Below are 20,255 nucleotides of genomic sequence, written 5' to 3' on the forward strand. Positions count from 1 at the left end.
GGGCGAGCGCATCGCTGGCCGCAACGCCCGGTCAGCACGCCACTGCCGGCGAAGCTCCTCTGGCGCGTCGCTGGTCTTCTTGCTCCAGTCCGCTGTCGCCATGCTCGAACACCTCCGAACTCAAGGTGTTGCGACGACCGGTTGATTTCGCCGACCGACCCGTGGTCGCTGTGGAAGATCGCGCCCTTGAGGGTGCCGCGGGTTCCGGCAGCAGCCTTCAAGGCGTCCTCGACGAGCTCGGTGCGCATGTGGTCGGCGACGGCCCAGCCGGCGAGGCGACGTGAGTAGCAGTCGATGACGGTCGCCAGGTACAGGTTCGTCCCGTCGGCCAACGGCAGGTAGGTGATGTCCCCGACGTAGCGTTCGTTCGGGGCTTCGGCGGTGAAGTCCCGGTTGAGCAGGTCGGGGTACTTCTGCCCCGATGGCTCGGGGATCGTGGTCCGCACTCGACGCTTCTTCACATAGCCACGGATGCCCTCAAGGCGCATCACCCGGGCGACGCGCTTGTGGTTCACGCGGTCGCCGGCAGGTGCGCCGTCGTTGAGCTCAGCGGTGATCCGTGGCGCACCCTGGGTGCTGTCCTCGGCATGCACCGCTCTGATCCGTTCCGCGAGCTCGGCATCGGCTCGGGTGCGCTCCTCGCGTGCTGGGGCCGCCTTGAGCCAGGCGTAGTAGGACGAGCGCTCGATCTCGACGAGCTCGCACAGTCGCTTCACCTCGAAGGTGGTGGAGTTGTCGGCGACGAACTGGAAGCGACTCACCAGCGCGTCTCCCCGGCGAAATATTTGGCCGCCCGTTGGAGGATCTCGCGCTCGGTGGTGAGCTTGGTTGTCTCGACCTCGAGCTCGTTCACCCGGGCCTGAAGCCGGGCGATCTTCTGTTCCGGTGTCTCCTCGGGCGCCGCCGACGGGCTCCTGGACGAGCTCTTGGACTGCAGTGGGCTGGAGGTCAGCGTCCCGTCAGCGGCGGTCTTCTTGCCGGTCCCGTAGGCCTCGAGCCAGTGCCGCAGCGTGCCGCGCACGATGCCGAGGTCATCGGTGATGCCGCGGACCGTGGCGCCCGGGGTGGACTCGTACAAGTCGACGGCCTGACGACGGAACTCCTCGGAGTAGTTCTTCCTGGCCATGATTCTCGGATCATCTCGCTTCCCCAGCACCAGATGCTGGATTCAGCGTGTCCAAGAACCGGGGTCAGGCCCCCACCGCGCCTCGTGGATCCGCTTGCGACTTCACCGGGTACCCAACTCTCTGACTGAGCGGCTCGTCGGAGGTTTGAACTGCTGGGAGTGGATGTATCGGCCTGCTTCGTCCGGGCTCAGCTGTTGCTGCCGCGGGACGCAACCCGGGACATCGATCGTGCTCGACGAGCCCTTGGCTCGGGCGGTGACGGCCTGGCAGACAAGACGGGGAAACCCGGACCCCCTGCTGGCGTTGTCAGCGTCGATGAACGTCGGGCCCGTACCAGCGAAGGTCAGTCGCCGGCTGATGCTGAGCGCGGTGCGTTCAGCCACCCAGGTCGCCAGGGCGTTCGCGGGTGTCACGATGTGATCCCCAATGCGGCGAGCAGCGCAGCATGGGCCTGTTTCAGCGCGAGGAGGCCGTGCGGGCTCAGCACCACCTCGTCGAGTTCAATGAGGTGGTTCGCGATCTCCTGCTTCGTTGGCGCCCGCCATCCCTGGCTGGCAGCCCAGGTGTCCAGAGTCGTAGACCACGGTCCAGCCGTCGCATCGGGCAGAGTTGGTGGGTCGCCGATGGTGACGGTGGCGTTGAGATCGCGGAGCTGCGCGGTAAAAGTGTCCCGGTAGAGGTCTGGGTCCAGGGTGTTCTCAATGCCGTGGACGTCGAGGGTGACGACCCGGTCGTCAGGTATGGCGCGACCGATGGTCTCGGCAAGCCTTTGTCCGCCGCCGTCACCGTCGACGAGGAACGCGACCTTGGCCGCCTGGAAGTCCAGGTCCGGGTAGGAGTCCTTGGGCATCTCCGAGAGGCCGGGTGCCACCTGGTACGGCAGGCTGTCTTGTCCAGTAGCAGCGCGCATCAAGGTCGGGAGCAAGATCATGTCGGTGGCACCTTCCGCGATGACCGCGCAACGTGCCGGCGTAAACGCTGCGGCCGAAGCTCCCATCGCGAACATCAGGGAGGTGAATCCGCCGCCCTCTTGCCGCCAGAAGCTGTTCTCTACGTGGCTCGTCTCCTCACTGTCGGGCACGACGGCGCGGATACCGACACCAAGATCGGCGGGCAGGCAGCCCGGCGAGTGAGTGGTGTAGATGATCTTGTCGGCTTTGTCCTGTTTGGCGAACATCTGCACGAGGTCGGCCTGAGCGTCAATGTGAAGGTGGGTCTCGGCCTCGTCGATCAAGAGGATCGTCGCACGTCCGGTGTCTCGCGCAGCGAGGAAGGAGGTCAAAGCGACGAACATCCGGAGCCCGGCGCTTCGTTCGTCGAAGACTGATGCGTGTACGCCATCTTCGACGAGACCGATCCGGAGAAGCTTGTTCTCAACGTTCAGCTCGACCTTTAGGTCGGACTGCTGCCACGCGTTCTTGAAGTAGTTGGCGAGCGTGATGTTCGCCTTGTTCTTGATGGTGTCTCGTCGAGATACCTGGCCGGTCTGCACCGCCTGGGTTAGGGCATTCAGGTCAAGGTCGGCCAGCCGAGCCAGGTTCGCGAGCGCTGCTGGCACGTCGCCAAGCAGGGCATCATCGAGGGTGTAAGTAGAGGCCAGCGTGCGGTCGGCCTCGGTGAACATCACCACGTCGGGGGTGAGCTTCCAGAGTTCCTTCTTGGTCGTCTCCGCGGGGTCCTCACGATCGATCCACGCCCCGAGTGATGAGAGCAGCCGCTGCAGGACGTCGGTGCCGGTGAATGCCTTCAGTGCTTCGATGTCCTCATCGGCGCGTTCGCGCAAGTTGTCGATCGGATCTCGTTCACCGACCGGGGCGGCGAGGTAGGTATCGAGGTCTTGCTGTAGCAGGCGAAGCTCGCCGAGCAGCGGTGCGCCATCGGGCGGTTCGGGTGCTTCTTCGTCCTCGTTCACGTCGATGGGAAGTGGCTCTAGGACGATGGTCACTGCCAGAGCCTCGCTCAGTTCGACTGCCAGTTGCTTCAGTGCCGCCTCGGACTTGCGAGGCGCGGGCTTGACCGTGAAGTTGGGGCCGTCGCCGTCGGCGCGACGGCTGACGAAGAACTCGGTTGGAGCTTCCTCGAGTCCGAGATCTTCCAGCTCCTTGCGGTCCTCGTCGCTGACGCGGTAGCGCAAGCTGACGACTGGAGTGGAGTCGGCGACACCCGCCGATGCGCGCGACCGCTGTGCCGGAGGAAGAGCTTCGGATGCCTCCACGTAGGCAAGTGCTTTGAGGAGCGTCGTCTTGCCTGCTTCGTTTGGTCCAACGATCGCGACGAGCTTCTGGTCGAGCTTGATCGTTGTATCGAGGAGTCGGCCGGCGCCGCGGACTCGTGCGGAGATGAGTCTCATACAACGTCCTCCGGTCCGTTGGGCTGGTCGGTCACATCCTCCCGATTTGGCGTGGACGTTCAGCTCGCGATTGGGGCAGCGTCGGAGCGTCCGGCTCTGGAACCCTCCTGGCTCACTGACAACTCTACCGACGGGATCCGACGCAGCGAGGGAGTTCGGAGCAGTCGATCCAGACGTGGCGTCGGACTGCCCCGGAAGGTCGACTCTTGCTCCGTAGTCCGGTGTCCACCAAACGAGGTCAAGGCCACCCGAGCTTCTATCTGAGGGATAGCTGGGCCGGAAGGAACTCCGCAGCCGTGCGAGGTGACGTCCCCGCGTCTTTACGAGTGTCTGCGCGAATCCCGATTCGTGCCGTCACCCAGCGAAGACGTCCCTGTCAGTTGCACCGCGCCTACGACAAGCCGGTCAGGCTCCGCCACCGGCGCCGTTATGCACCTCCGCCTCCCACTGTCTTGCAGCGCCCGCCTTGGGACCCCAGGTGTCTCGAAGGACAAACTTTGAACCCGCCTTCACTCGGATAGCGATCTTGCGGAGCTCGGCCACCTCGTCCCCAGGCCATCCGTTGGCAAGCGCCCAGGAGCACAGCGGTTCGACATCGAACGTGTGTCCGCTGCGGTCGAGTTCCTGAAGAGTCCGCACCACGTATGCCTTATCGTCTTGCGTGACAAGCATGTTGTTGTGGTTGATGTCGTTCCCCGCTTGGCGCATGGCGTGCTCCACCACAGGGTCTGCGAGCGTGGGACGCTCGGCTGCCCCGCCCGACACCAAGTCAACGGCCTGATGAGCAGCGATCCAGCCATCCTGCGCGCCCGGACGAGAAGACTTGATGAGGCACACAGCCGCGGGCGTGCGTCGGTGACGCGAGTCGATGTGCTCGATGACCGCATCGCTCGGCCAGATGGCAATGACGGGAGCGGAATGCTGACCAGCGGCACTAGAATTCGGTGACTCAACGCTCAGGCCGTGCCTGTCGATAATCTTCGCAACCTGCGGATCGTTGCCCTTCATCTTCTTGGCGTGCATGAGGATGAGCGGCTTCACGCCCGATTGATCCGCCACCCAGGCCAATGCCAATCGAAGCGCCTCTGCCGGTTCGACGTTGTCGGAGACGTAGGCGGCGGGATATGTTGCTGTGCTCTCGAACATGCTTGCCTCTCGTGTACGTGGTCTCTTGTTACGTAGGCACAAACAGAGCAACACTGAGCCTGCTGAAGCGGTCCATTCGCCCACACTTGCGGACGACCAGTCTGTCAAAGTGAAGCCTGAGAACGTCGTGCGTCTATTAATGCTTGTGCGCCTCGACTCGTCGGCGGAACCCGTGTACCTACTGATATCTAGACGGACGGCATGCCGAGAGCCCGGCCAGGCTGAGGGTTGGCCCGGCGCGATCCCGATCAAGATGTCCACTGACCAAGACCAAGTAGATCTAGCGGACCGGAATGTGTCACCAGTGTGTCACCAGCAGCCCGGATGGCGGCGTTTCCGCAGGTCAAGGCGAGTGAGCCAGTCAGACTTACGACATCTGACTGACCGCCATCCCCGGACCGGCCCGGGAGAGAGTGGGCGGTTCAAGCCGTCAGTCTCATGTCGGTGCACTCCGTGCGAAATAGGTCGCTGAAGACTGATCGCAGCCGAGCCGTAGAGACACCTAGGTGACTAGCCACCCACTAGTCACCTCGGGAGCCACGCAATGAACGAGCAACTACACGGCGCTAAAGGAGGGAGTGCTCAGGCGGATCAACAGCGCTCGCTTCGTGAGATGGCAGACGCCTACTCACGGCGGGCGCGGAAAGCCCGAGTCGAGCAGGGCAAGCCACCCGTGATCGCGGGCGCCAACGTTCTCAACCGAATCGCAGAGATCATGGCCGCTGAAGTCCCCGCTGTCCGGCCGGAGGATCAGCCCGCCGCTTAGGCTCGCCATATCGGCTCGCCTATCCGCGAGTCATCGAACCGGTTGTTCGACTTACCACGCGGCGCGATCTCGATGCTCTCAACCAGCGCCCGCACGATGTCCCGGCGCCGCCGCATCGGCGCCGTGTTCCACCATGACTCGATGTCGGCTCGCTTCTTTGGCACGTCCGACAGGACAGCATGCAAGTTTGGGGTCCACTGCCCAAGCACCCGCTCGGCCTCACGCTGCCGGATCGCCCACCCTTCCCTCAGAGCATCCCACTCATCTTCGTGAAGCCGATTCGCTGCGAACTCGAGACCGTAGTGCTTGCGAAGTCGAGCCAGTTCAACGATCTCGGTCTCTGCGGCGGCAACGGCAGCGGCGCTGCCGTTGCCACTACGACGCTTGATCGCACCTGATCGAACCTTGGCTTCCGCGACTGCGTCGATGATCGCCATGGAGATGACCACGTCAGTCTGAGGTCCCGTTATCGTGAGACCACCGCACGTATGGGATCGACCAGGCTGTTTCGAACACGCATAACGGAAACCGCCGTTGCCGGTCGGCGAGCCGGCCAGGCTGGAGCCGCACTTCCCGCACTTCAAGATTCCTGCCAGGAGGTACTTCGGCTCACGGCCCCTCCTCGCAGACGGCCGGTCTGTAATGCGCCGGATGTCCTCAATCACTGCCTTCGAGAGAATTGGCGTCCAATCTCCTTGCGAAACCAGTTCTCCGTATCCCCCACGCTGGCCAGGGCTGAACTCACGCCACCCGCAGAGCGATCCGCGGCGAACCATCGCTCGGACGTTCGCGGCTCGCCAGTACGAACGGTCCGCCGGAATTCCAGCGGACGCAAGCAGGCGTGCAACGGTGGAGTCATCCAGCCCATGGTCCCCGGAACTGACGTGGTCCACCCAAGGCTGGTCACGCACCCACGCAGCCGTGCAGAGCGCCGGCGTCCCACCAGCCCTTCGCAACATCCGGGCGAGCGCGCCAGCGGCGACCGCGGCGTTGCCACGCACCGCGGCGATGACCGCTACTACCTCGGGGCGCTGATTGCGCTCAACCGCGCGATCGACGCGCCTCGCGTCCCATCGGCCACTCCCGGGGGTGGCGACGCCGCGAGCGTTGAGGTCAGAGGCGATCGAGTAAAGCGTCTCACGGTCGAGAACGCGCTGTGCGACCTCTCGGATGACTTCTGCTTCCTCCGGAATGATTCGCTGATGGTCGTCGTATCCGTAGCCGAGCGGCCCATGGGCCTGGCCTGACTGTGCGGCCTGCGCCCGCTGTGCAGATAGGCGTGCGGACTTCACGTCACCTTCATTGGCGGCGACTGCAGCGAGTATTCGAGCGAGGAGGCGCCCAGAAGGTGTCATCAAGTCGATCTCACCAGCTTGAAGAAAGACCACGGGGACCGCAGCCTTCTGCGACTCGATTGCGTCGAGCACTCGCTCAAGGTCGACGACTCGTCGCAACACCCGGTCGAGGTGCCACGCGACGATCCCATCGACGTATCCGGACTCGACATCGAGCAGAAGCTGCTCGAAGCTCGGCCGCCGTTTGCCCGAGCGTGCCGAAATGTCGTTGTCGGAGTAGACCTTCGGCTCAGGCCAGCCGAGCGACCGGCATCGTTCTCGGCACTCCTCGACTTGCCTCTGAACGCCGAGCGCTTGCCCTGTGCGGTCGAGGCTGATTCGCGCGTAGATAGCAGGCGCTTGAGGAACTCCGCGCGGGTGTGCCATACAATCTGACTATAGCAGTGGTTTTCATCACTGCGGTCTTGACGGCCGTGAAGCCGCGCGTGATGCCCTCGAGCACGACGTGGAGACGGTGCCCCTCGGGCAGCATCGCGTCCACGAAGGGCGTGCTGATGTCGAGGCGGCGCCCGCTCGACTTCAGCATCCGCTCGACCAGCTCGTCCACCTGGGCGGCGTCGAGGCGCAGGTTGGTCAGCTCGTGGCGACCGCGACGCGCGATGAAGACCCGCTCCGGGGAGTTGATCCAGACCTCCTCCACCTCGGGGTCGTCGAGGAAGGGCTGGAGCGGGCCGAAGCCGGACACCCGAGCGACCAGCTCGCCCACCATCGCCTCGTCGTCGGCGATCGGCGCGACGGCGCCGGTCAGGCTGAGCTGGTCGTGGTCGCGGACCACGTCCTCAGCGATGCGGCGCACGACGAGTGCCTCGCGCTGCGGGTCGACGCCCTCGCGCCGAACCCGCTCGCGCACCGACGCGTCGAGGCGTTCGACGAGGTCGTCGCGCACGGGCGTGCGCTCGTGCGGTCGATCGACCGCCAGACGGTCCACTGCCATGGCCTACCTGCTTCCCCGAGATCGTGCACTGGGGACGCTACCCAGCAGGACGGGGCCGAAAACAGGTCACCGGTAAAGGTTGTGGACAACCATCGGGCGGACGCGGACCTCGTGGGTCGCAGTCCGCACCCCGCGGGGAGGACGCGCTCTCAGGTGCCGGTCTCGAGGCGGAAGCCGACGCCGCGGATGGCGACGACCTTCTCGCCGGCGTCGGCCGCCTCGAGCTTGCTGCGCAGGCGACCGATGGTGACGTCCAGCGTCTTGGTCGAGCCGTACCAGTTCTGGTCCCACACCTGGTTCATCAGCGTCTCGCGCGGCACGACCTTGTCGTGGTTGGACGCCAGCACGGCCAGGACGTCGAACTCCTTGGCCGTCAGCGCGATCTCGCGCTCGTTGAGGTGGACGCGGCGCGAGCCGGCGTCGATGCGCAGCCCAGAGGACGTGGTCACGGTCGTGTCGCCGGTCGCGGTCGGCGTACCGCTGCGGCGCAGCAGGGCACGCACCCGGGCCAGCAGCTCGGCGAGGCCGAAGGGCTTGGCGAGGTAGTCGTCGGCGCCGACGTCGAGGCCGACCACGCGGTCGAGCTCGCCGGCACGGGCGGTGACCATGATGATCCCGCCCTCGTAGCCGCCGGAGCGCATCTGACGGCACACGTCGAGGCCGTCCATGTCGGGCAGGCCCAGGTCGAGGATCACGACCGCCGGGTCGTTGGCGACGGCGAAGGACACCGCCTCGGCGCCGCCGGAGGCGCGGCTGACCTCGTAGCCCTCACGCTCGAGGGTGCGCATGAGGGGTACTGCGATGTCTTCCTCGTCCTCAACCACCAACACGTCCTGCACCATGCAAGCGAGCATAGAGGCAGGGTCAGCGGTTGGTGGACTGAACGCCCGAGTCGACCGTCGTCGAGACCACCGTGGTGGCGGGCTGCGCCGGGGCCTGCTCGCCCGGGCCGAGCACGACGCCACCGGCAGCCAGGAGGACTGCGACGGGGACCAGGAGGATGCGGGACATGGGTAAAGCATGTGGCGGACACATCCACACCGGATCCTCAGAGCGGTCACACAAGGGGAATACTTGAAACCTGAACGGTCACAAGTGGGTGTAACCGGGGGTGACGGTTCCGGTGCGCCGATCACGCGTCGAAGACGTCGCCCAGCTCCCCCACCCGGGCGAGCACCTGCTCGAGCGTGAGCTGCTCAAGGGCGAGCTCGTCCTCGGCCCCGGCCTCGACCTCGTCCCAGGTGAGCGGGGTCGCCACGGTGGGCCGCTCGCGCCCGCGCAGGGAGTAGGGCGAGACCGTCGTCTTGGACCCGGAGTTCTGCGACCAGTCGAGGAACACCTTGCCGGGGCGCTTCGCCTTGGTCATGGTCGCCGTCACCAGGTCGGGGTGCTCCTTCTGGAGCCCCTCGGCCACCTCCTTGGCCAGCGCCGTGGTGCCGTCGCTGTCGAGGCTCGACCGTCCAGTGGCCGGCAGGTGGGCGTAGAGGTGCAGGCCCTTGCTGCCGCTGGTGACCGGCGTACAGACCAGGTCGCGCTCAGCGAGCGCCTCGCGGACCATGAGTGCGACCTGCGCGCACTCGTGGAGACCGGCGGGCTCGCCGGGGTCGAGGTCGATGACCAGCCGGTCGGGGTGGCGCGGCGTGCCGTCGGGGTCGACCCGCCACTGGTGGACGTGCAGCTCGAGGGCGGCGAGGTTGGCCAGCCACGTGAGCGTCGCGAGGTCGTCGCAGATCGGGAAGCGGATGGTGCCGTCGCCCTTGCCGGATCGCGAGCCGGTGGTCGGCACCTCGACGGTGCGCACCCACGACGGGGTGCCGGGCGGGGCGTTCTTCTCGAAGAAGCTCGACCCCTCCACGCCGTGCGGCCAGCGGATGCGGGTGACGGCGCGGTCCCTGAGGTGCGGCAGGAGCACCGGCGAGACCTGGGCGTAGTAGTTGAGCACCTCCCCCTTCGTCGTGCCCGTGCGTGGGTAGAGCACCTTGTCGAGGTTGCTGATCGTCAGCGTGCGGCCCTCGACGTCGACCTGGACCTCGGTCATCCGCTCACGTCCTCGGGTCCGATGTCGGTGCGGACGCCGCGGTAGGACGGCTGCCGCAGGCGGGTGACGGGCATCTTGTTCAGCGAGTCGACGTCGACGACGAGGAACGGCTCCACCCACCGCGTGCCGCGCGCGTCCGCGGCCGGCACGTCGTCGGCGAAGGGGCTGACCCCGACCTCCCGGCCCGCGAGCTGCTCACCGAGCAGCCGGCTCGCGGCGCCGCCGATGCCGCTGCCGACGCGCCCGCGGTAGAGCAGCCCCTCCGCGGTCGGCTTCCCCACCAGCAGCGCGGCGAGGCGGTCCTTGGTCCCCTCCTGCGGGCGCCAGCCGCCGACGACGAAGGAGAAGCGGTGCCGGTGGGCGAACTTCAGCCACGCCTTGCTCCGCACCCCGGGCTGGTAGGTCGAGGTCAGCCGCTTCGACACGATCCCCTCGAGCCCCTGCGTCAGCGTGGCCTCGCGCAGCATCGCCCCGTCGTCGTACGTCGGCGGCACCTGCCAACCGCCGAGGTCGAGCCCCTCGAGGATCTCGCGGCGCTCCGCCAGCGGCAGCCCGGTCAGGTCGCGGCCGTCGAGGCGCATCACGTCGAACACCATGAAGGTCGCCGGCACGCTCTTCGCGAGCCGGGCCGCGGTCGTCGCGGAGCGGACGTGCATCCGCTCCTGGATCACCGCGAAGTCCGGCACCCCTGCGTCGTTGATGCCGATGACCTCGCCGTCGACGAGGAGGTCGCGCCCACCCATCGGGGCGGGGCTGAGGTCGGGCCACGCGACAGTGGCGTCGTTGCCGTTGCGGGTGGTCAGCCGGGCCCGGTCGCCGCCTGCCGGCACGTCGGCGAGCATGCGTACGCCGTCCCACTTGACCTCGTGGGACCACTCGTCGCCCGTGGGGACGACGTCTCCCTTGGTGGCGAGCATGGGACGCATGGGACATGCTTACCCCATGCGAGCCATCTGGAAGGGCGCAGTCTCCTTCGGCCTGGTGTCGGTGCCGGTCAAGCTCTACGCCGCGACCGAGAGCCACGACGTCTCGTTCCGCCAGGTGCACGCCAAGGACGGCGGTCGCATCAAGTACCAGCGCGTCTGCTCCCTCGACGGCGAGGAGGTGGCGTACGCCGACATCGCCAAGGGCTATGAGACCGAGGACGGCGAGATGGTCATCCTCACCGACGACGACATGGCCGAGCTGCCGTCGACGTCGTCGCGCGAGATCGCGGTGGAGAAGTTCGTCCCGCGCGACCAGATCGACCCGCTGCTCTTCGAGAAGTCCTACTACCTCGAGCCCGAGGGCGCCGGCGCCAAGCCGTACGCCCTGCTGCGCCAGGCGCTGCTCGACGCCGACCGGATGGCGGTCGTGACCGTGGCGCTGCGCCAGCGCACCAGCATCGCGGTGCTGCGGGTCAAGGACGACGTGATCGTGCTGCAGACCATGATGTGGCCCGACGAGATCCGCACCCCCGACTTCTCGGTCGAGGCCGGCGACGTCAAGGACTCCGAGGTCAAGATGGCCCACATGCTCGTCGAGACGCTCGCCGGCGACTTCGACGCCAGCGAGTTCGAGGACGACTACGCCGGCGCCGTCGAGGCCCTGGTGAAGTCGAAGATCGAGGGCGGCGAGATCAAGCGCACCGAGACCTCCACCAAGACCTCCGGCGAGGTCGTCGACCTGCTCGCGGCGCTCCAGAAGTCGGTGGCGGCGGCGAAGTCCGCCCGCGGCGAGGAGGCCGACGAACCCGCGGCGAAGACGGCTCCGGCCAAGAAGTCGGCTGCCGCGAAGAAGGCTCCCGCGAAGAAGGCTCCCGCCAAGAAGGCTGCGGCCAAGAAGACCACTGCTGCGAAGAAGGCTCCCGCCAAGAAGACCGCTACGAAGAAGCGGGCGAAGAAGGCCAGCTAGCGGCCCGCACGTCGTGCCACAGAGCTCAGCTCGCGGCAGCGACCGGCGTACGCCCGGTGAGCTCGCGCAGCAGCGCGGACACCTCGGCGGCGACGGCGACCGCCAGCTCGCGCGGCGATTCCCCGTCGATCTCGGGCACCACGCGGTGCACGACGCCGTCGGCGAGCAGGTCCGTGGCGCGCACCCGCTGGCGCTGCGCCATCTCGGCGGCGTGGGTGACGTCGCCGTGGACGATGACGCTCGCGCCCTCGGGCGGCAGCGGCGAGAGCCACGCGTGCTCGGTGGCGACCACCGCCCGGGCCGGCAGGAACGCCAGCGCCCCTCCCCCGCAGCCCTGACCCAGGATCACCGACACCGTCGGCACCGTCATGGTGGTCAGGGTCGCGATGCAGCGGGCGATCTCGCCGGCGATGGCGCGCTCCTCAGCCTCCGGCGACAGCTCGGCGCCCGGGGTGTCGATGACGCTGACCAGCGGCAGCCCGAGCTCCTCGGCCAGGCGCATGCCGCGTCGCGCCTCGCGGAGCGCGCCGGGACCCATGGCGTGGCCCGGTGTCTGGCGGGAGCGGTCCTGCCCGATCACGACGCACGGCTGGCCGTCGAGGCGGGTCAGCGCCACGAGCACGGTGGAGTCGCGCTCGCCCTCGTCGGTGCCGCGCAGCTGGAGGGTGCCGGTGGCGCCGTGGGCGAGCAGGTCGCGCACACCCGCCCGGTCCGTACGCCGCGTGCGCTCGACGCTGTCCCAGGCGGCGTGGTCCCCGACCGTGCGCGGCGCCCGCGGCTCGAGCAGACCGGGGCCGGGGCCGTCGACGAGCACGGCGAGGGCCGCGTCGACCATCGCGGGCAGGTCCTCGGCGCCGACGACGCCGTCGATGACACCGGCCGCGGCGAGGTTCTCCGCGACCTGGACGCCGGGCCGGAAGGGCCGGCCGTTGAGCGCTTCGTAGACCTTCGGTCCGAGGAAGCCGACCAGTGCGCCCGGCTCGGCCACGGTGACGTGGCCCAGCGAGCCCCAGGAAGCGTAGACGCCACCGGTCGTGGGGTGGCGCAGGTGCACGAGGTAGGGCAGCCCGGCGGCGCGGTGGTCCATCAGCGCCCGCGAGATCTCGACCATCCGGACGAAGGCGGGCGTGCCCTCCTGCATCCGGGTGCCACCCGACGCGGTGCTGGCCAGGAGCGGGAGCCCCTCGGCCGTCGCGCGGCGTACGGCTGCGGTGATGCGGTCCGCGGCGGCGCGGCCGATGGAGCCGGCGAGGAAGGCGAACTCGTTGACCACGACGGCCACGGGGCGCCCGCGCACCTCACCGCGGCCGGTCACCACCGACTCGTCGGTGCCGGCCTTCTGCGCGGCGGCCTCGAGCACCGCGCGGTAGGCCGGGTCGACCCCGGAGAGGTCGATCGGTAAGTCCCAGGAGGTGAAGGTGCCCTCGTCGAGCACCAGGTCGAGCATCTCGTGGGAGGTCCAGCGCTTCACGCGCCACCTCCGCCGACCCACGCGCGGATCTCGTCGGCGTGCTGGTCGAGCAGAGGCGGGGCGACGTGGTCGCGCCGCGTGACCTCGGCGCCGTCGGCGTCGAAGAAGCGCAGGGGCGGGCCCGGCAGGGTGATCTCGCCGAGCGTGGGGTGCTCGACGTCGACGAGCAGGCCCTGGCTGGCGACCTGGTCCCACTCGTAGACCTCGTCGAGGCTGCGCACCTTGCCCGCGGGGATCCCGATCTCGGCCAGGCGGGCCAGCAGCGGCTCGGCGTCCCAGTCGGCGAAGGCCTGCTCGACGAGCGCGATGACGTCCTCGCGGCGCGCGACGCGCTCGCCGTTGGTGGCCAGGCCCTCGGCGTCGGGGTCGAGCCCGAAGCCCGCGCAGAACTTCTTCCATAGCCCCTCGCTGCCGAGCGCGATCTGCACCGCGCCGTCGCGGCAGTGGAACAGGCCGTAGGGCGCGATCGAGGGGTGGTGGTTGCCCTGCGCACGGCCGACCTCGCCGGCCACGGTCCAGCGGGTGCCCTGGAAGGCGTGCACCCCGACGACCGAGGCCAGCAGCGACGTACGCACCACGGTGCCCTTGCCGGTGCGCTCGCGCTCGTGCAGCGCCGCCATCACGCCGTAGGCGCCGTACATCCCCGACAGCAGGTCCGCGATCGGTACGCCGACGCGCTGCGGGTCGTCGGGACCCGAGCCGGTCAGCGACATCAGGCCGGCCTCGCCCTGCGCGATCTGGTCGTAGCCGGCGCGACCACCCTCCGGACCGTCGTGGCCGAAGCCGGTGATCGAGAGGACGACCAGGCGCGGGTTGCGGCGCATCAGCTCCTCGATCCCCAGGCCGAGGCGCTCGAGCACGCCGGTGCGGAAGTTCTCGACGAGCACGTCGGCGCGCTCGACGAGCCCGACCAGGACGTCCTTGTCGGTCGCATCCTTGAGGTCGAGGGCGATGGACTCCTTGTTGCGGTTGGTGCACAGGAAGTAGGTCGACTGGCGCGCGTCGGGCTCGCCGACGAACGGCGGGCCCCAGCCGCGGGTGTCGTCGCCGGTGCCGGGCGCCTCCACCTTGATCACGCGGGCACCGAGGTCGCCCAGCATCTGCGTGGCGTGCGGTCCGGCGAGCGCGCGGGTGAGGTCGACGACGAGCAGGTCGGAGAGGGGGCCGGTCATGCGGGCCATCCTCCCGCAGGGTCTCCGAGGGCTGCCACGGCAACTTCCGACGCGACCGGACACCCGTGACTGGCAAAACGGCTTCCCCGCACGCGTGCGCAGTCCCTAGGATCAAGCTCACACACAAACCACTCGGGGGTTCACCATGAAGGTCTTCACGACACTGGCGCTGGTCGTCCTTGCGACGCTCTTGGCGTGACCTCGACCCCGCACTCCACAGTGTGTTGGTAGCGGGAGTTCTCTGCCCGCCACCGGCCCGCAGCACGCAGTGACCCTGCTCGAAGGGATCCTGGTCGTCGCGACCGGATTCGGCGCCGGCGTGCTGTCATCCACGGTCGGGGTCGCCTCCCTGCTCAGCTTCCCGGTCCTGGTCGCCCTCGGGCTGCCGCCGGTCGTCGCCAACGTCTCCAACACCCTCGGCCTGATCCCCGGCGGGCTGGGCGGCGTCCTGGGCTATCGCGACGAGGTCCGCGAGGCCGGTCCGATCGCCCGGGCGATCGTCCTCGTCTGCGCCCTGGGCGCCATCGCCGGTGCCGCGCTGCTGATCGGCCTGCCGCCCGGCGTCTTCGAGGCGATCGTGCCGTGGCTGATCCTCTTCACCTGCCTGCTGGTCGGTGTGCAGCCCCGGGTCGCCCGGTGGCTGCGCCAGCGGCACGAGGCACACCACGGCGAGGCCCGCGCCGAGCGCCGCCACATGTCCCCTGCCACGACGGCGTTCGCCACGATGACCGGCGTCTACGGCGGCTACTTCGGCGCCGGTGCCGGCGTCATGATGGTCGCCGTCCTCGGGCTCGGCACCGACCTCGAGCTCCGGGTCGTGAACGGCCTCAAGACGCTGTCGCTGATGGTCGGCAACGTCGTCGCCGGCCTCATCTTCATCGTCGTGGCCGAGCCGCGCTGGGACGTCGTGGTGACGCTCGCCGCAGGCTCCCTGGTCGGCGGCTACGTCGGCGCCCGCATCGGGCGCAAGCTGCCCGACGCGGTCTTCCGCTGGGCCGTCGTGGCTGCCGGGGTCGTCGCCGCACTGCTGCTCTTCTGACCCGCGCCGGACGTCATGGCGGGTGGTCGCCCGGACGACCACCCGCCATGACGTCCGGGGCTCACGTCGGGGCGTACGTCAGGAGAGCAGGCCGCGCACTACCCGCAGGCCGACCGACAGCCGGGCCAGCTCCGCGGTCTCCTCGCGGCAGATCTCCTCGAGGGTGGCAGCCGCACGGGCGACCAGCTCCTCCTCGGAGTCCTCCCACGCAGCGACCCGGGCCGGTGCGCTGTCGTCGGCGCTCGTCGACTCCAGCACCTGGGCGGTGAGCTGCTGGTGCACGCCGTAGAGGTCGTCGCGCACCGCGGCGCGGGCCATGGTCTGCCAGCGGTCGTCGCGCGGCAGGGCGAAGATCCGCTCGACCAGCGCGGGCAGGCCGAGCCGTTCGCCGAGGGCGAAGTGGACGCGGGCCACCTCGACCGGGGCGAGGCCGAGCCGGTCGGCGGTCTCCACGATCCCGAGCAGGGCGTACGCCGACGCGAGCACCGCCACGCGCGAGGCGAGGTCGGCGGGCACTCCGTGGTCGGTGAGCCGCTTCTCCCGGGCGCGGTAGTCGTCGAGCTCACGCCCGCTCATGATGCCGGGCAGCTCGGCCATCACCGTCTGCACCGGACCGCGGAAGAACTCGACGGTCGCACTCGAGTCGAGCGGAGGCCGGCGGTTGGTGACCAGCCAGCGCGAGGCGCGCTCGACGAGGGTGCGCATCTCGATGCGCATCCGGGTCTGGCGCTCGGCCGGCACCTGGTTGTCGAGGGCGGCGATCTCCTGGCGCAGCGGCAGCGACCCGAAGATCTCGCGCGCGACGAAGTTGGCACGCGTCAGCTCGGCCGGGCTGGCGCCCGTCTCGCCCTGCAGGCGCGGCCAGAAGGTCATCCCGGCACCGTTGACCAGGTCGTTGACGACCTGGGTCACGATGATCTCGCGACGCAGCGGGTGGTCCTCGATCGCCTGCTGGAGGTCCGGCACCATCTGCTTCGGGAAGTAGGCCAGCAGGTCCTCGCGCAGGTAGGGGTCGTCCGGCAGGTCCGAGCCGATCAGCTCGTCGGCCAGCACGATCTTGGTCCACGCCATCAGCACCGACAGCTCGGGCGCCGACAGCGCCTGCTTGCGGTCGAGGCGGCGCTTGACCTGGCGGGTGCTGGGCAGGCCCTCGAGGTCGCGGTTGAGCACCCCGCGCCGCTCGAGCGCGCGCATCCAGTCCTCGTGCACGTGCAGCAGCGACGGCGCGTGGGCCTCGGCGTTGGCGAGCGCGAGGTTCTGCTCGTAGTTGTCGCGCAGCACCAGCGCGCCGACCTCGTCGGTCATCGCGGCGAGCAGCTCGTTCCGCGACGGCTCGTCCATCGCTTCCGAGCGCACCACGCGGTCGAGCAGGATCTTGATGTTGACCTCGTGGTCCGAGGTGTCCACGCCGGCGGAGTTGTCGATGAAGTCGGTGTTCATCCGCCCGCCCTTGCCGCCGGCGCCGTAGCGCGCGTACTCGACCCGGCCGAGCTGGGTGAAGCCGAGGTTGCCGCCCTCGCCGATGCAGCGGGCGCGCAGGTCCCCGCCGTTGACGCGGATGGCGTCGTTGGCCTTGTCGCCGGCGTCGGCGTCGGTCTCCTCCGACGACTTCACGTAGGTGCCGATGCCGCCGTTCCACAGCAGGTCGACCGGCGCCAGCAGGATCGCCTTCATCAGCTCGGCGGGCGTGAGCGCGGTGACGCCGGAGCCGAGGCCGAGCACCTCGCGCACCTGCGCCGAGATCGGGATCGACTTCGCCGAGCGCGGCCACACGCCGCCGCCCTCGGAGATCAGCGAGGCGTCGTAGTCCTTCCAGCTCGAGCGCGGGAGGTCGAAGAGGCGGCGCCGCTCGGCGTACGACGACGCGGCGTCGGGCGCCGGGTCGATGAAGATGTCGCGGTGGTCGAACGCCGCGACCAGCCGGGTGTGCTCGGAGCAGAGCATGCCGTTGCCGAAGACGTCGCCGGACATGTCGCCGATGCCGACCGCGGTGAAGTCCTCACGCTGGCAGTCGATGCCCATCTCGCGGAAGTGTCGCTGCACCGAGACCCACGCGCCGCGGGCGGTGATGCCCATCGCCTTGTGGTCGTAGCCCACGGAGCCGCCGGAGGCGAAGGCGTCGCCGAGCCAGAAGCCGTAGTCCTTGGCCACGCCGTTGGCGATGTCGGAGAAGGTCGCGGTGCCCTTGTCGGCGGCCACCACGAGGTAGGAGTCGTCGCCGTCGTGGCGCACCACCCCGGTCGGCGGCACGCTCTTGCCGTCGACGAGGTTGTCGGTGATGTCGAGCAGACCGGAGATGAAGGTCTTGTAGCAGGCCACGCCCTCGGCCAGCCACGCGTCGCGGTCGGAGGGGTCAGGCAGCTGCTTGCAGAAGAACGCGCCCTTCGCACCGACCGGGACGATCACGGTGTTCTTCACCATCTGCGCCTTGACCAGGCCGAGCACCTCGGTGCGGAAGTCGTCGCGGCGGTCGGACCAGCGCAGGCCACCGCGGGCGACGGCGCCGAAGCGCAGGTGCGAGCCCTCCACGCGCGGGCTGTAGACGAAGATCTCGTAGCGCGGGCGCGGCTCGGGCAGGTCTGGGATCGCCGACGGCTCGAGCTTGAAGGAGATGTAGGGGTGCACCTGCCCCGCGGCGGTGCGCTGGAAGAAGTTCGTGCGGAGCGTGGCGCGCACGAGCGTGCGGTAGGAGCGCAGGATGCGGTCGTGGTCGAGGCTCACGACGTCGTCGAGCGCCTTGGCCAACCGCTCCTCGATCGCCTCCACCTTGGCGGTGCGCGCCTCCGCGTCCGCCGCGAGGACCCGGCCCTCGGTGCGGCCCGGGTCGAAGCGTGCCTCGAACAGCTCGACGAGCAGCCGGGTGATGTCGACGTTGTTGCGCAGCGCCTCCTCGATGTAGTCGAGGGCGAAGGGCGAGTTGCCCTGCTTGAGGTACTTCGCGTAGGCGCGGAGCACCGTGGCCTGGCGCCACGTCAGTCCGGCGGCCAGGACGAGCTGGTTGAACCCGTCGATCTCGTTGTAGCCGTCCCACACCGCCCGCAGCGCCTCGGCGAAGAGGGTGCGCTCGTGCGGCGGGAGCGTGCGCCCGTGGCGCAGGCCGAACTCGTAGATGTAGGTGGGCCGGCCCAGGCCCGAGAGCTCGTAGGGGCGCTCGTCGACGACCTCGACGCCCATCGAGGTGAGCATCGGGAGCATCGTGCTCAGCGACAGCGGCTCCCCGACGCGGAAGACCTTGAGGCGCGACTCGCCGCGGCGGTAGTGGCCGGACTGCTGGTCCTGGTCGAAGAGCGCGAGGTCGATGCCCACCGGGCCCTCGATCGCCTCGATGCGTCCGAGGTCGGCGGACCCGCGCTGGGGGTGGTAGTCCTCCTTGTAGGCCTCGGGGAACGCATCGGCCCAGGCCCGGGCCAGCCGCGACCCGCGGTCCTCGCCGTACTCGCTCACCACGGCCGTCATGAAGTCGTCGCGCCACGAGCGCGACGCCTCCGTCAGGCGACGCTCGAGGTCGGCGACGTTGATCTCGGGGATGTGGTCGCCCTTGGGCGGGTGGACCACGAAGTGCACGCGCGCGGTGGTGGACTCGTTGACCCGGGCGGTGAACTCGACGTGCTCGCCGCCGAGGTCCTCGCGCAGGATGTCGGAGAAGCGCTCGCGCACGGCGGTGCTGTAGCGGTCGCGCGGCAGGTAGACGAGGACGGAGACGTAGCGACCGTAGGTGTCGCGGCGCACGAAGGCGCGCAGCTGCCGTCGCTCGCGGGCGAACATCACGTCCTGCGCGATCGGGGCGAGCTCGTCGGGCGAGGTGTGGAACAGCTCGTCGCGGGGGTAGTTCTCCAGGGTGTCCATCAGCGCCTTGCCGGCGTGGCTTCGCGGGTCGAAGCCGGCGTGGCGCATGACCTCGTTGACCTTCTCGCGCAGCACCGGGATGCGGGTGACGGACTCGGTGTAGGCCGCGCTGGAGAACAGGCCGAGGAAGCGGCGCTCGCCGACGACCTCGCCGCCCGCGCCGAAGGTCTTGACGCCGACGTAGTCGAGGTACGCCGGACGGTGCACGGTCGCCCGCGAGTTGGCCTTGGCCAGCACCAGCAGCGTCTTCTCGCGTGCCTTGGCCTTCGCCAGCGGCGGCAGCTTGGCGAAGGAGCTCGACAGGTCCTGGTCGCTGCGCAGGATGCCGAGCCCGGAGCCGGGCACGGCACGCAGCCCGCACTCGTCCGGGGCCCCCTCCTCGGCCTCGAGGAGGTACTCGCGGTAGCCGAGGAACGTGAAGTGGTCGTCGGCCAGCCAGGTGAGGAAGTCGCGGCCCTCGCGCAGCTCGGCGTCCGCCAGCGGCGGCGGGTCCTGGTCGAGCTGGTCGACCACCGTCAGCACCTGGGCGTGCATCTTGGCCCAGTCCTCCACCGACTCGCGTACGTCGCGCAGCACCCGCTGCACGCCCTCGGTGATCTCCGCGGCCTCGTCGTCGTCGGTGCGGTCGATCTCGACGTGCATCCAGGACTCGGCGCCGGACTCGGCCGTGCCGGCACGCGGCTCGACCACGTGGACCGCCACCTCCTGCAGCTCGCCGGTGATGTCGCGCTCGACCGTGAACTGCGGGTGGATCACCGCGTGCACGTTGTGGCCCTGGCGGTTGAGCTCCATCGTCACCGAGTCGACGAGGAACGGCATGTCGTCGGTCACGACCTCGACGACCGAGCGGCCCGAGGCCGACCAGCCGGAGTCGGCGCTGGTGGGGGTGACGACGCGGACCGCGGCGGTGCCCTGCGGCCGGGAGGTGGCCAGCTCGTGGTGCGACGCGACGGCGCCGAGCAGGTCCTCGGGCGAGCGCTCGGCGACCTCCTCCGGCGCGACGTGCCGGTAGTAGGCGCGGAGCAGGTCACCCCATGCGGGGCGTGCCCGGGTCGCGGCGTCGAGCTGCTGGTCCTTGGTCTCCTCGGGCGTGGCCACGCTCCGACCATAGGACCCGC

At 69.1% G+C, this 20,255-nt stretch carries 13 protein-coding genes and 1 pseudogene; 2 read left to right on the plus strand and 12 right to left on the minus strand.

Annotated elements, in window-relative coordinates; all coding sequences use genetic code 11:
* Window positions 1-152: 152 nt before the first annotated feature.
* From CFI00_RS18135 to CFI00_RS18170, 9 genes and pseudogenes are all read right to left on the minus strand, one after another.
* Window positions 153-1,126 (minus strand): annotated as a pseudogene (locus tag CFI00_RS18135) (IS3 family transposase); the annotation flags it as partial.
* 410 nt (window positions 1,127-1,536) lie between these two features.
* The gene (locus tag CFI00_RS18140) at window positions 1,537-3,477 is read right to left on the minus strand and encodes an AAA family ATPase (protein ID WP_207082400.1); all 1,941 of its coding nucleotides are present in this window, start codon (window positions 3,475-3,477) and stop codon (window positions 1,537-1,539) included.
* Between the two features lie 405 nt (window positions 3,478-3,882).
* The gene (locus tag CFI00_RS18145; protein ID WP_207082401.1) at window positions 3,883-4,623 is read right to left on the minus strand and encodes a hypothetical protein; all 741 of its coding nucleotides are present in this window, start codon (window positions 4,621-4,623) and stop codon (window positions 3,883-3,885) included.
* A 762-nt stretch (window positions 4,624-5,385) separates the two neighbouring features.
* Window positions 5,386-7,074, minus strand: a complete 1,689-nt coding sequence (locus tag CFI00_RS18150) for a recombinase family protein (RefSeq protein WP_242532905.1) — start codon at window positions 7,072-7,074, stop codon at window positions 5,386-5,388.
* The gene (locus CFI00_RS23710; RefSeq protein ID WP_242532479.1) at window positions 6,974-7,678 is read right to left on the minus strand and encodes a hypothetical protein; all 705 of its coding nucleotides are present in this window, start codon (window positions 7,676-7,678) and stop codon (window positions 6,974-6,976) included. Before CFI00_RS23710 ends, CFI00_RS18150 begins: the two co-directional genes overlap by 101 nt.
* Before the next feature lie 149 nt (window positions 7,679-7,827).
* Window positions 7,828-8,517, minus strand: a complete 690-nt coding sequence (locus tag CFI00_RS18155) for a response regulator transcription factor (protein ID WP_207085596.1) — start codon at window positions 8,515-8,517, stop codon at window positions 7,828-7,830.
* Between the two features lie 25 nt (window positions 8,518-8,542).
* A complete protein-coding gene (locus CFI00_RS18160; RefSeq protein ID WP_207082403.1) occupies window positions 8,543-8,689 on the minus strand; it encodes a hypothetical protein in 147 nt (48 codons plus the stop codon).
* Window positions 8,690-8,810: 121 nt separating this feature from the next.
* Window positions 8,811-9,716: a non-homologous end-joining DNA ligase gene (gene ligD, locus CFI00_RS18165; RefSeq protein ID WP_207082404.1), complete on the minus strand. Its 906-nt coding sequence runs from the start codon at window positions 9,714-9,716 to the stop codon at window positions 8,811-8,813.
* Window positions 9,713-10,642, minus strand: coding sequence for an RNA ligase family protein (locus tag CFI00_RS18170; protein ID WP_207082405.1), 930 nt, complete (start codon window positions 10,640-10,642; stop codon window positions 9,713-9,715). Before CFI00_RS18170 ends, ligD begins: the two co-directional genes overlap by 4 nt.
* A 16-nt stretch (window positions 10,643-10,658) precedes the next feature.
* On the opposite strand from CFI00_RS18170, the gene CFI00_RS18175 reads away from it, so the two are divergent.
* The gene (locus CFI00_RS18175; RefSeq protein ID WP_207082406.1) at window positions 10,659-11,609 is read left to right on the plus strand and encodes a Ku protein; all 951 of its coding nucleotides are present in this window, start codon (window positions 10,659-10,661) and stop codon (window positions 11,607-11,609) included.
* A gap of 25 nt (window positions 11,610-11,634) precedes the next feature.
* On the opposite strand, the gene CFI00_RS18180 is transcribed toward CFI00_RS18175, so the two are convergent.
* Together CFI00_RS18180 and CFI00_RS18185 are read right to left on the minus strand one after the other, a co-directional pair.
* Window positions 11,635-13,080 carry an acetyl-CoA carboxylase carboxyltransferase subunit alpha/beta gene (locus CFI00_RS18180; protein ID WP_242532481.1) on the minus strand — a complete coding sequence of 482 codons (1,446 nt, stop codon included), beginning with the start codon at window positions 13,078-13,080 and terminating at the stop codon, window positions 11,635-11,637.
* Window positions 13,077-14,252, minus strand: coding sequence for a CoA transferase (locus tag CFI00_RS18185; RefSeq protein ID WP_207082407.1), 1,176 nt, complete (start codon window positions 14,250-14,252; stop codon window positions 13,077-13,079). Before CFI00_RS18185 ends, CFI00_RS18180 begins: the two co-directional genes overlap by 4 nt.
* 268 nt (window positions 14,253-14,520) lie before the next feature.
* On the opposite strand from CFI00_RS18185, the gene CFI00_RS18190 reads away from it, so the two are divergent.
* Window positions 14,521-15,291: a sulfite exporter TauE/SafE family protein gene (locus CFI00_RS18190; RefSeq protein ID WP_207082408.1), complete on the plus strand. Its 771-nt coding sequence runs from the start codon at window positions 14,521-14,523 to the stop codon at window positions 15,289-15,291.
* A gap of 78 nt (window positions 15,292-15,369) precedes the next feature.
* Here CFI00_RS18190 and CFI00_RS18195 read toward each other — a convergent pair whose 3' ends face one another.
* Window positions 15,370-20,235, minus strand: a complete 4,866-nt coding sequence (locus CFI00_RS18195) for an NAD-glutamate dehydrogenase (protein WP_242532482.1) — start codon at window positions 20,233-20,235, stop codon at window positions 15,370-15,372.
* Window positions 20,236-20,255: the final 20 nt, after the last annotated feature.

It is taken from the genome of Nocardioides sp. S5, from assembly GCF_017310035.1.
Classification (GTDB): domain Bacteria; phylum Actinomycetota; class Actinomycetes; order Propionibacteriales; family Nocardioidaceae; genus Nocardioides.

What these genes read in the sequence shown, in the direction of transcription:
- CFI00_RS18140 (WP_207082400.1), bottom strand. Translation starts at nt 3,477, where the DNA reads ATGAGACTCATCTCCGCACGAGTCCGCGGCGCCGGCCGACTCCTCGAT.
- CFI00_RS18145 (WP_207082401.1), bottom strand. Translation starts at nt 4,623, where the DNA reads ATGTTCGAGAGCACAGCAACATATCCCGCCGCCTACGTCTCCGACAAC.
- CFI00_RS23710 (WP_242532479.1), bottom strand. Translation starts at nt 7,678, where the DNA reads ATGGCAGTGGACCGTCTGGCGGTCGATCGACCGCACGAGCGCACGCCC.
- CFI00_RS18160 (WP_207082403.1), bottom strand. Translation starts at nt 8,689, where the DNA reads ATGTCCCGCATCCTCCTGGTCCCCGTCGCAGTCCTCCTGGCTGCCGGT.
- ligD (WP_207082404.1), bottom strand. Translation starts at nt 9,716, where the DNA reads ATGACCGAGGTCCAGGTCGACGTCGAGGGCCGCACGCTGACGATCAGC.
- CFI00_RS18170 (WP_207082405.1), bottom strand. Translation starts at nt 10,642, where the DNA reads ATGCGTCCCATGCTCGCCACCAAGGGAGACGTCGTCCCCACGGGCGAC.
- CFI00_RS18175 (WP_207082406.1), top strand. Translation starts at nt 10,659, where the DNA reads ATGCGAGCCATCTGGAAGGGCGCAGTCTCCTTCGGCCTGGTGTCGGTG.
- CFI00_RS18185 (WP_207082407.1), bottom strand. Translation starts at nt 14,252, where the DNA reads ATGACCGGCCCCCTCTCCGACCTGCTCGTCGTCGACCTCACCCGCGCG.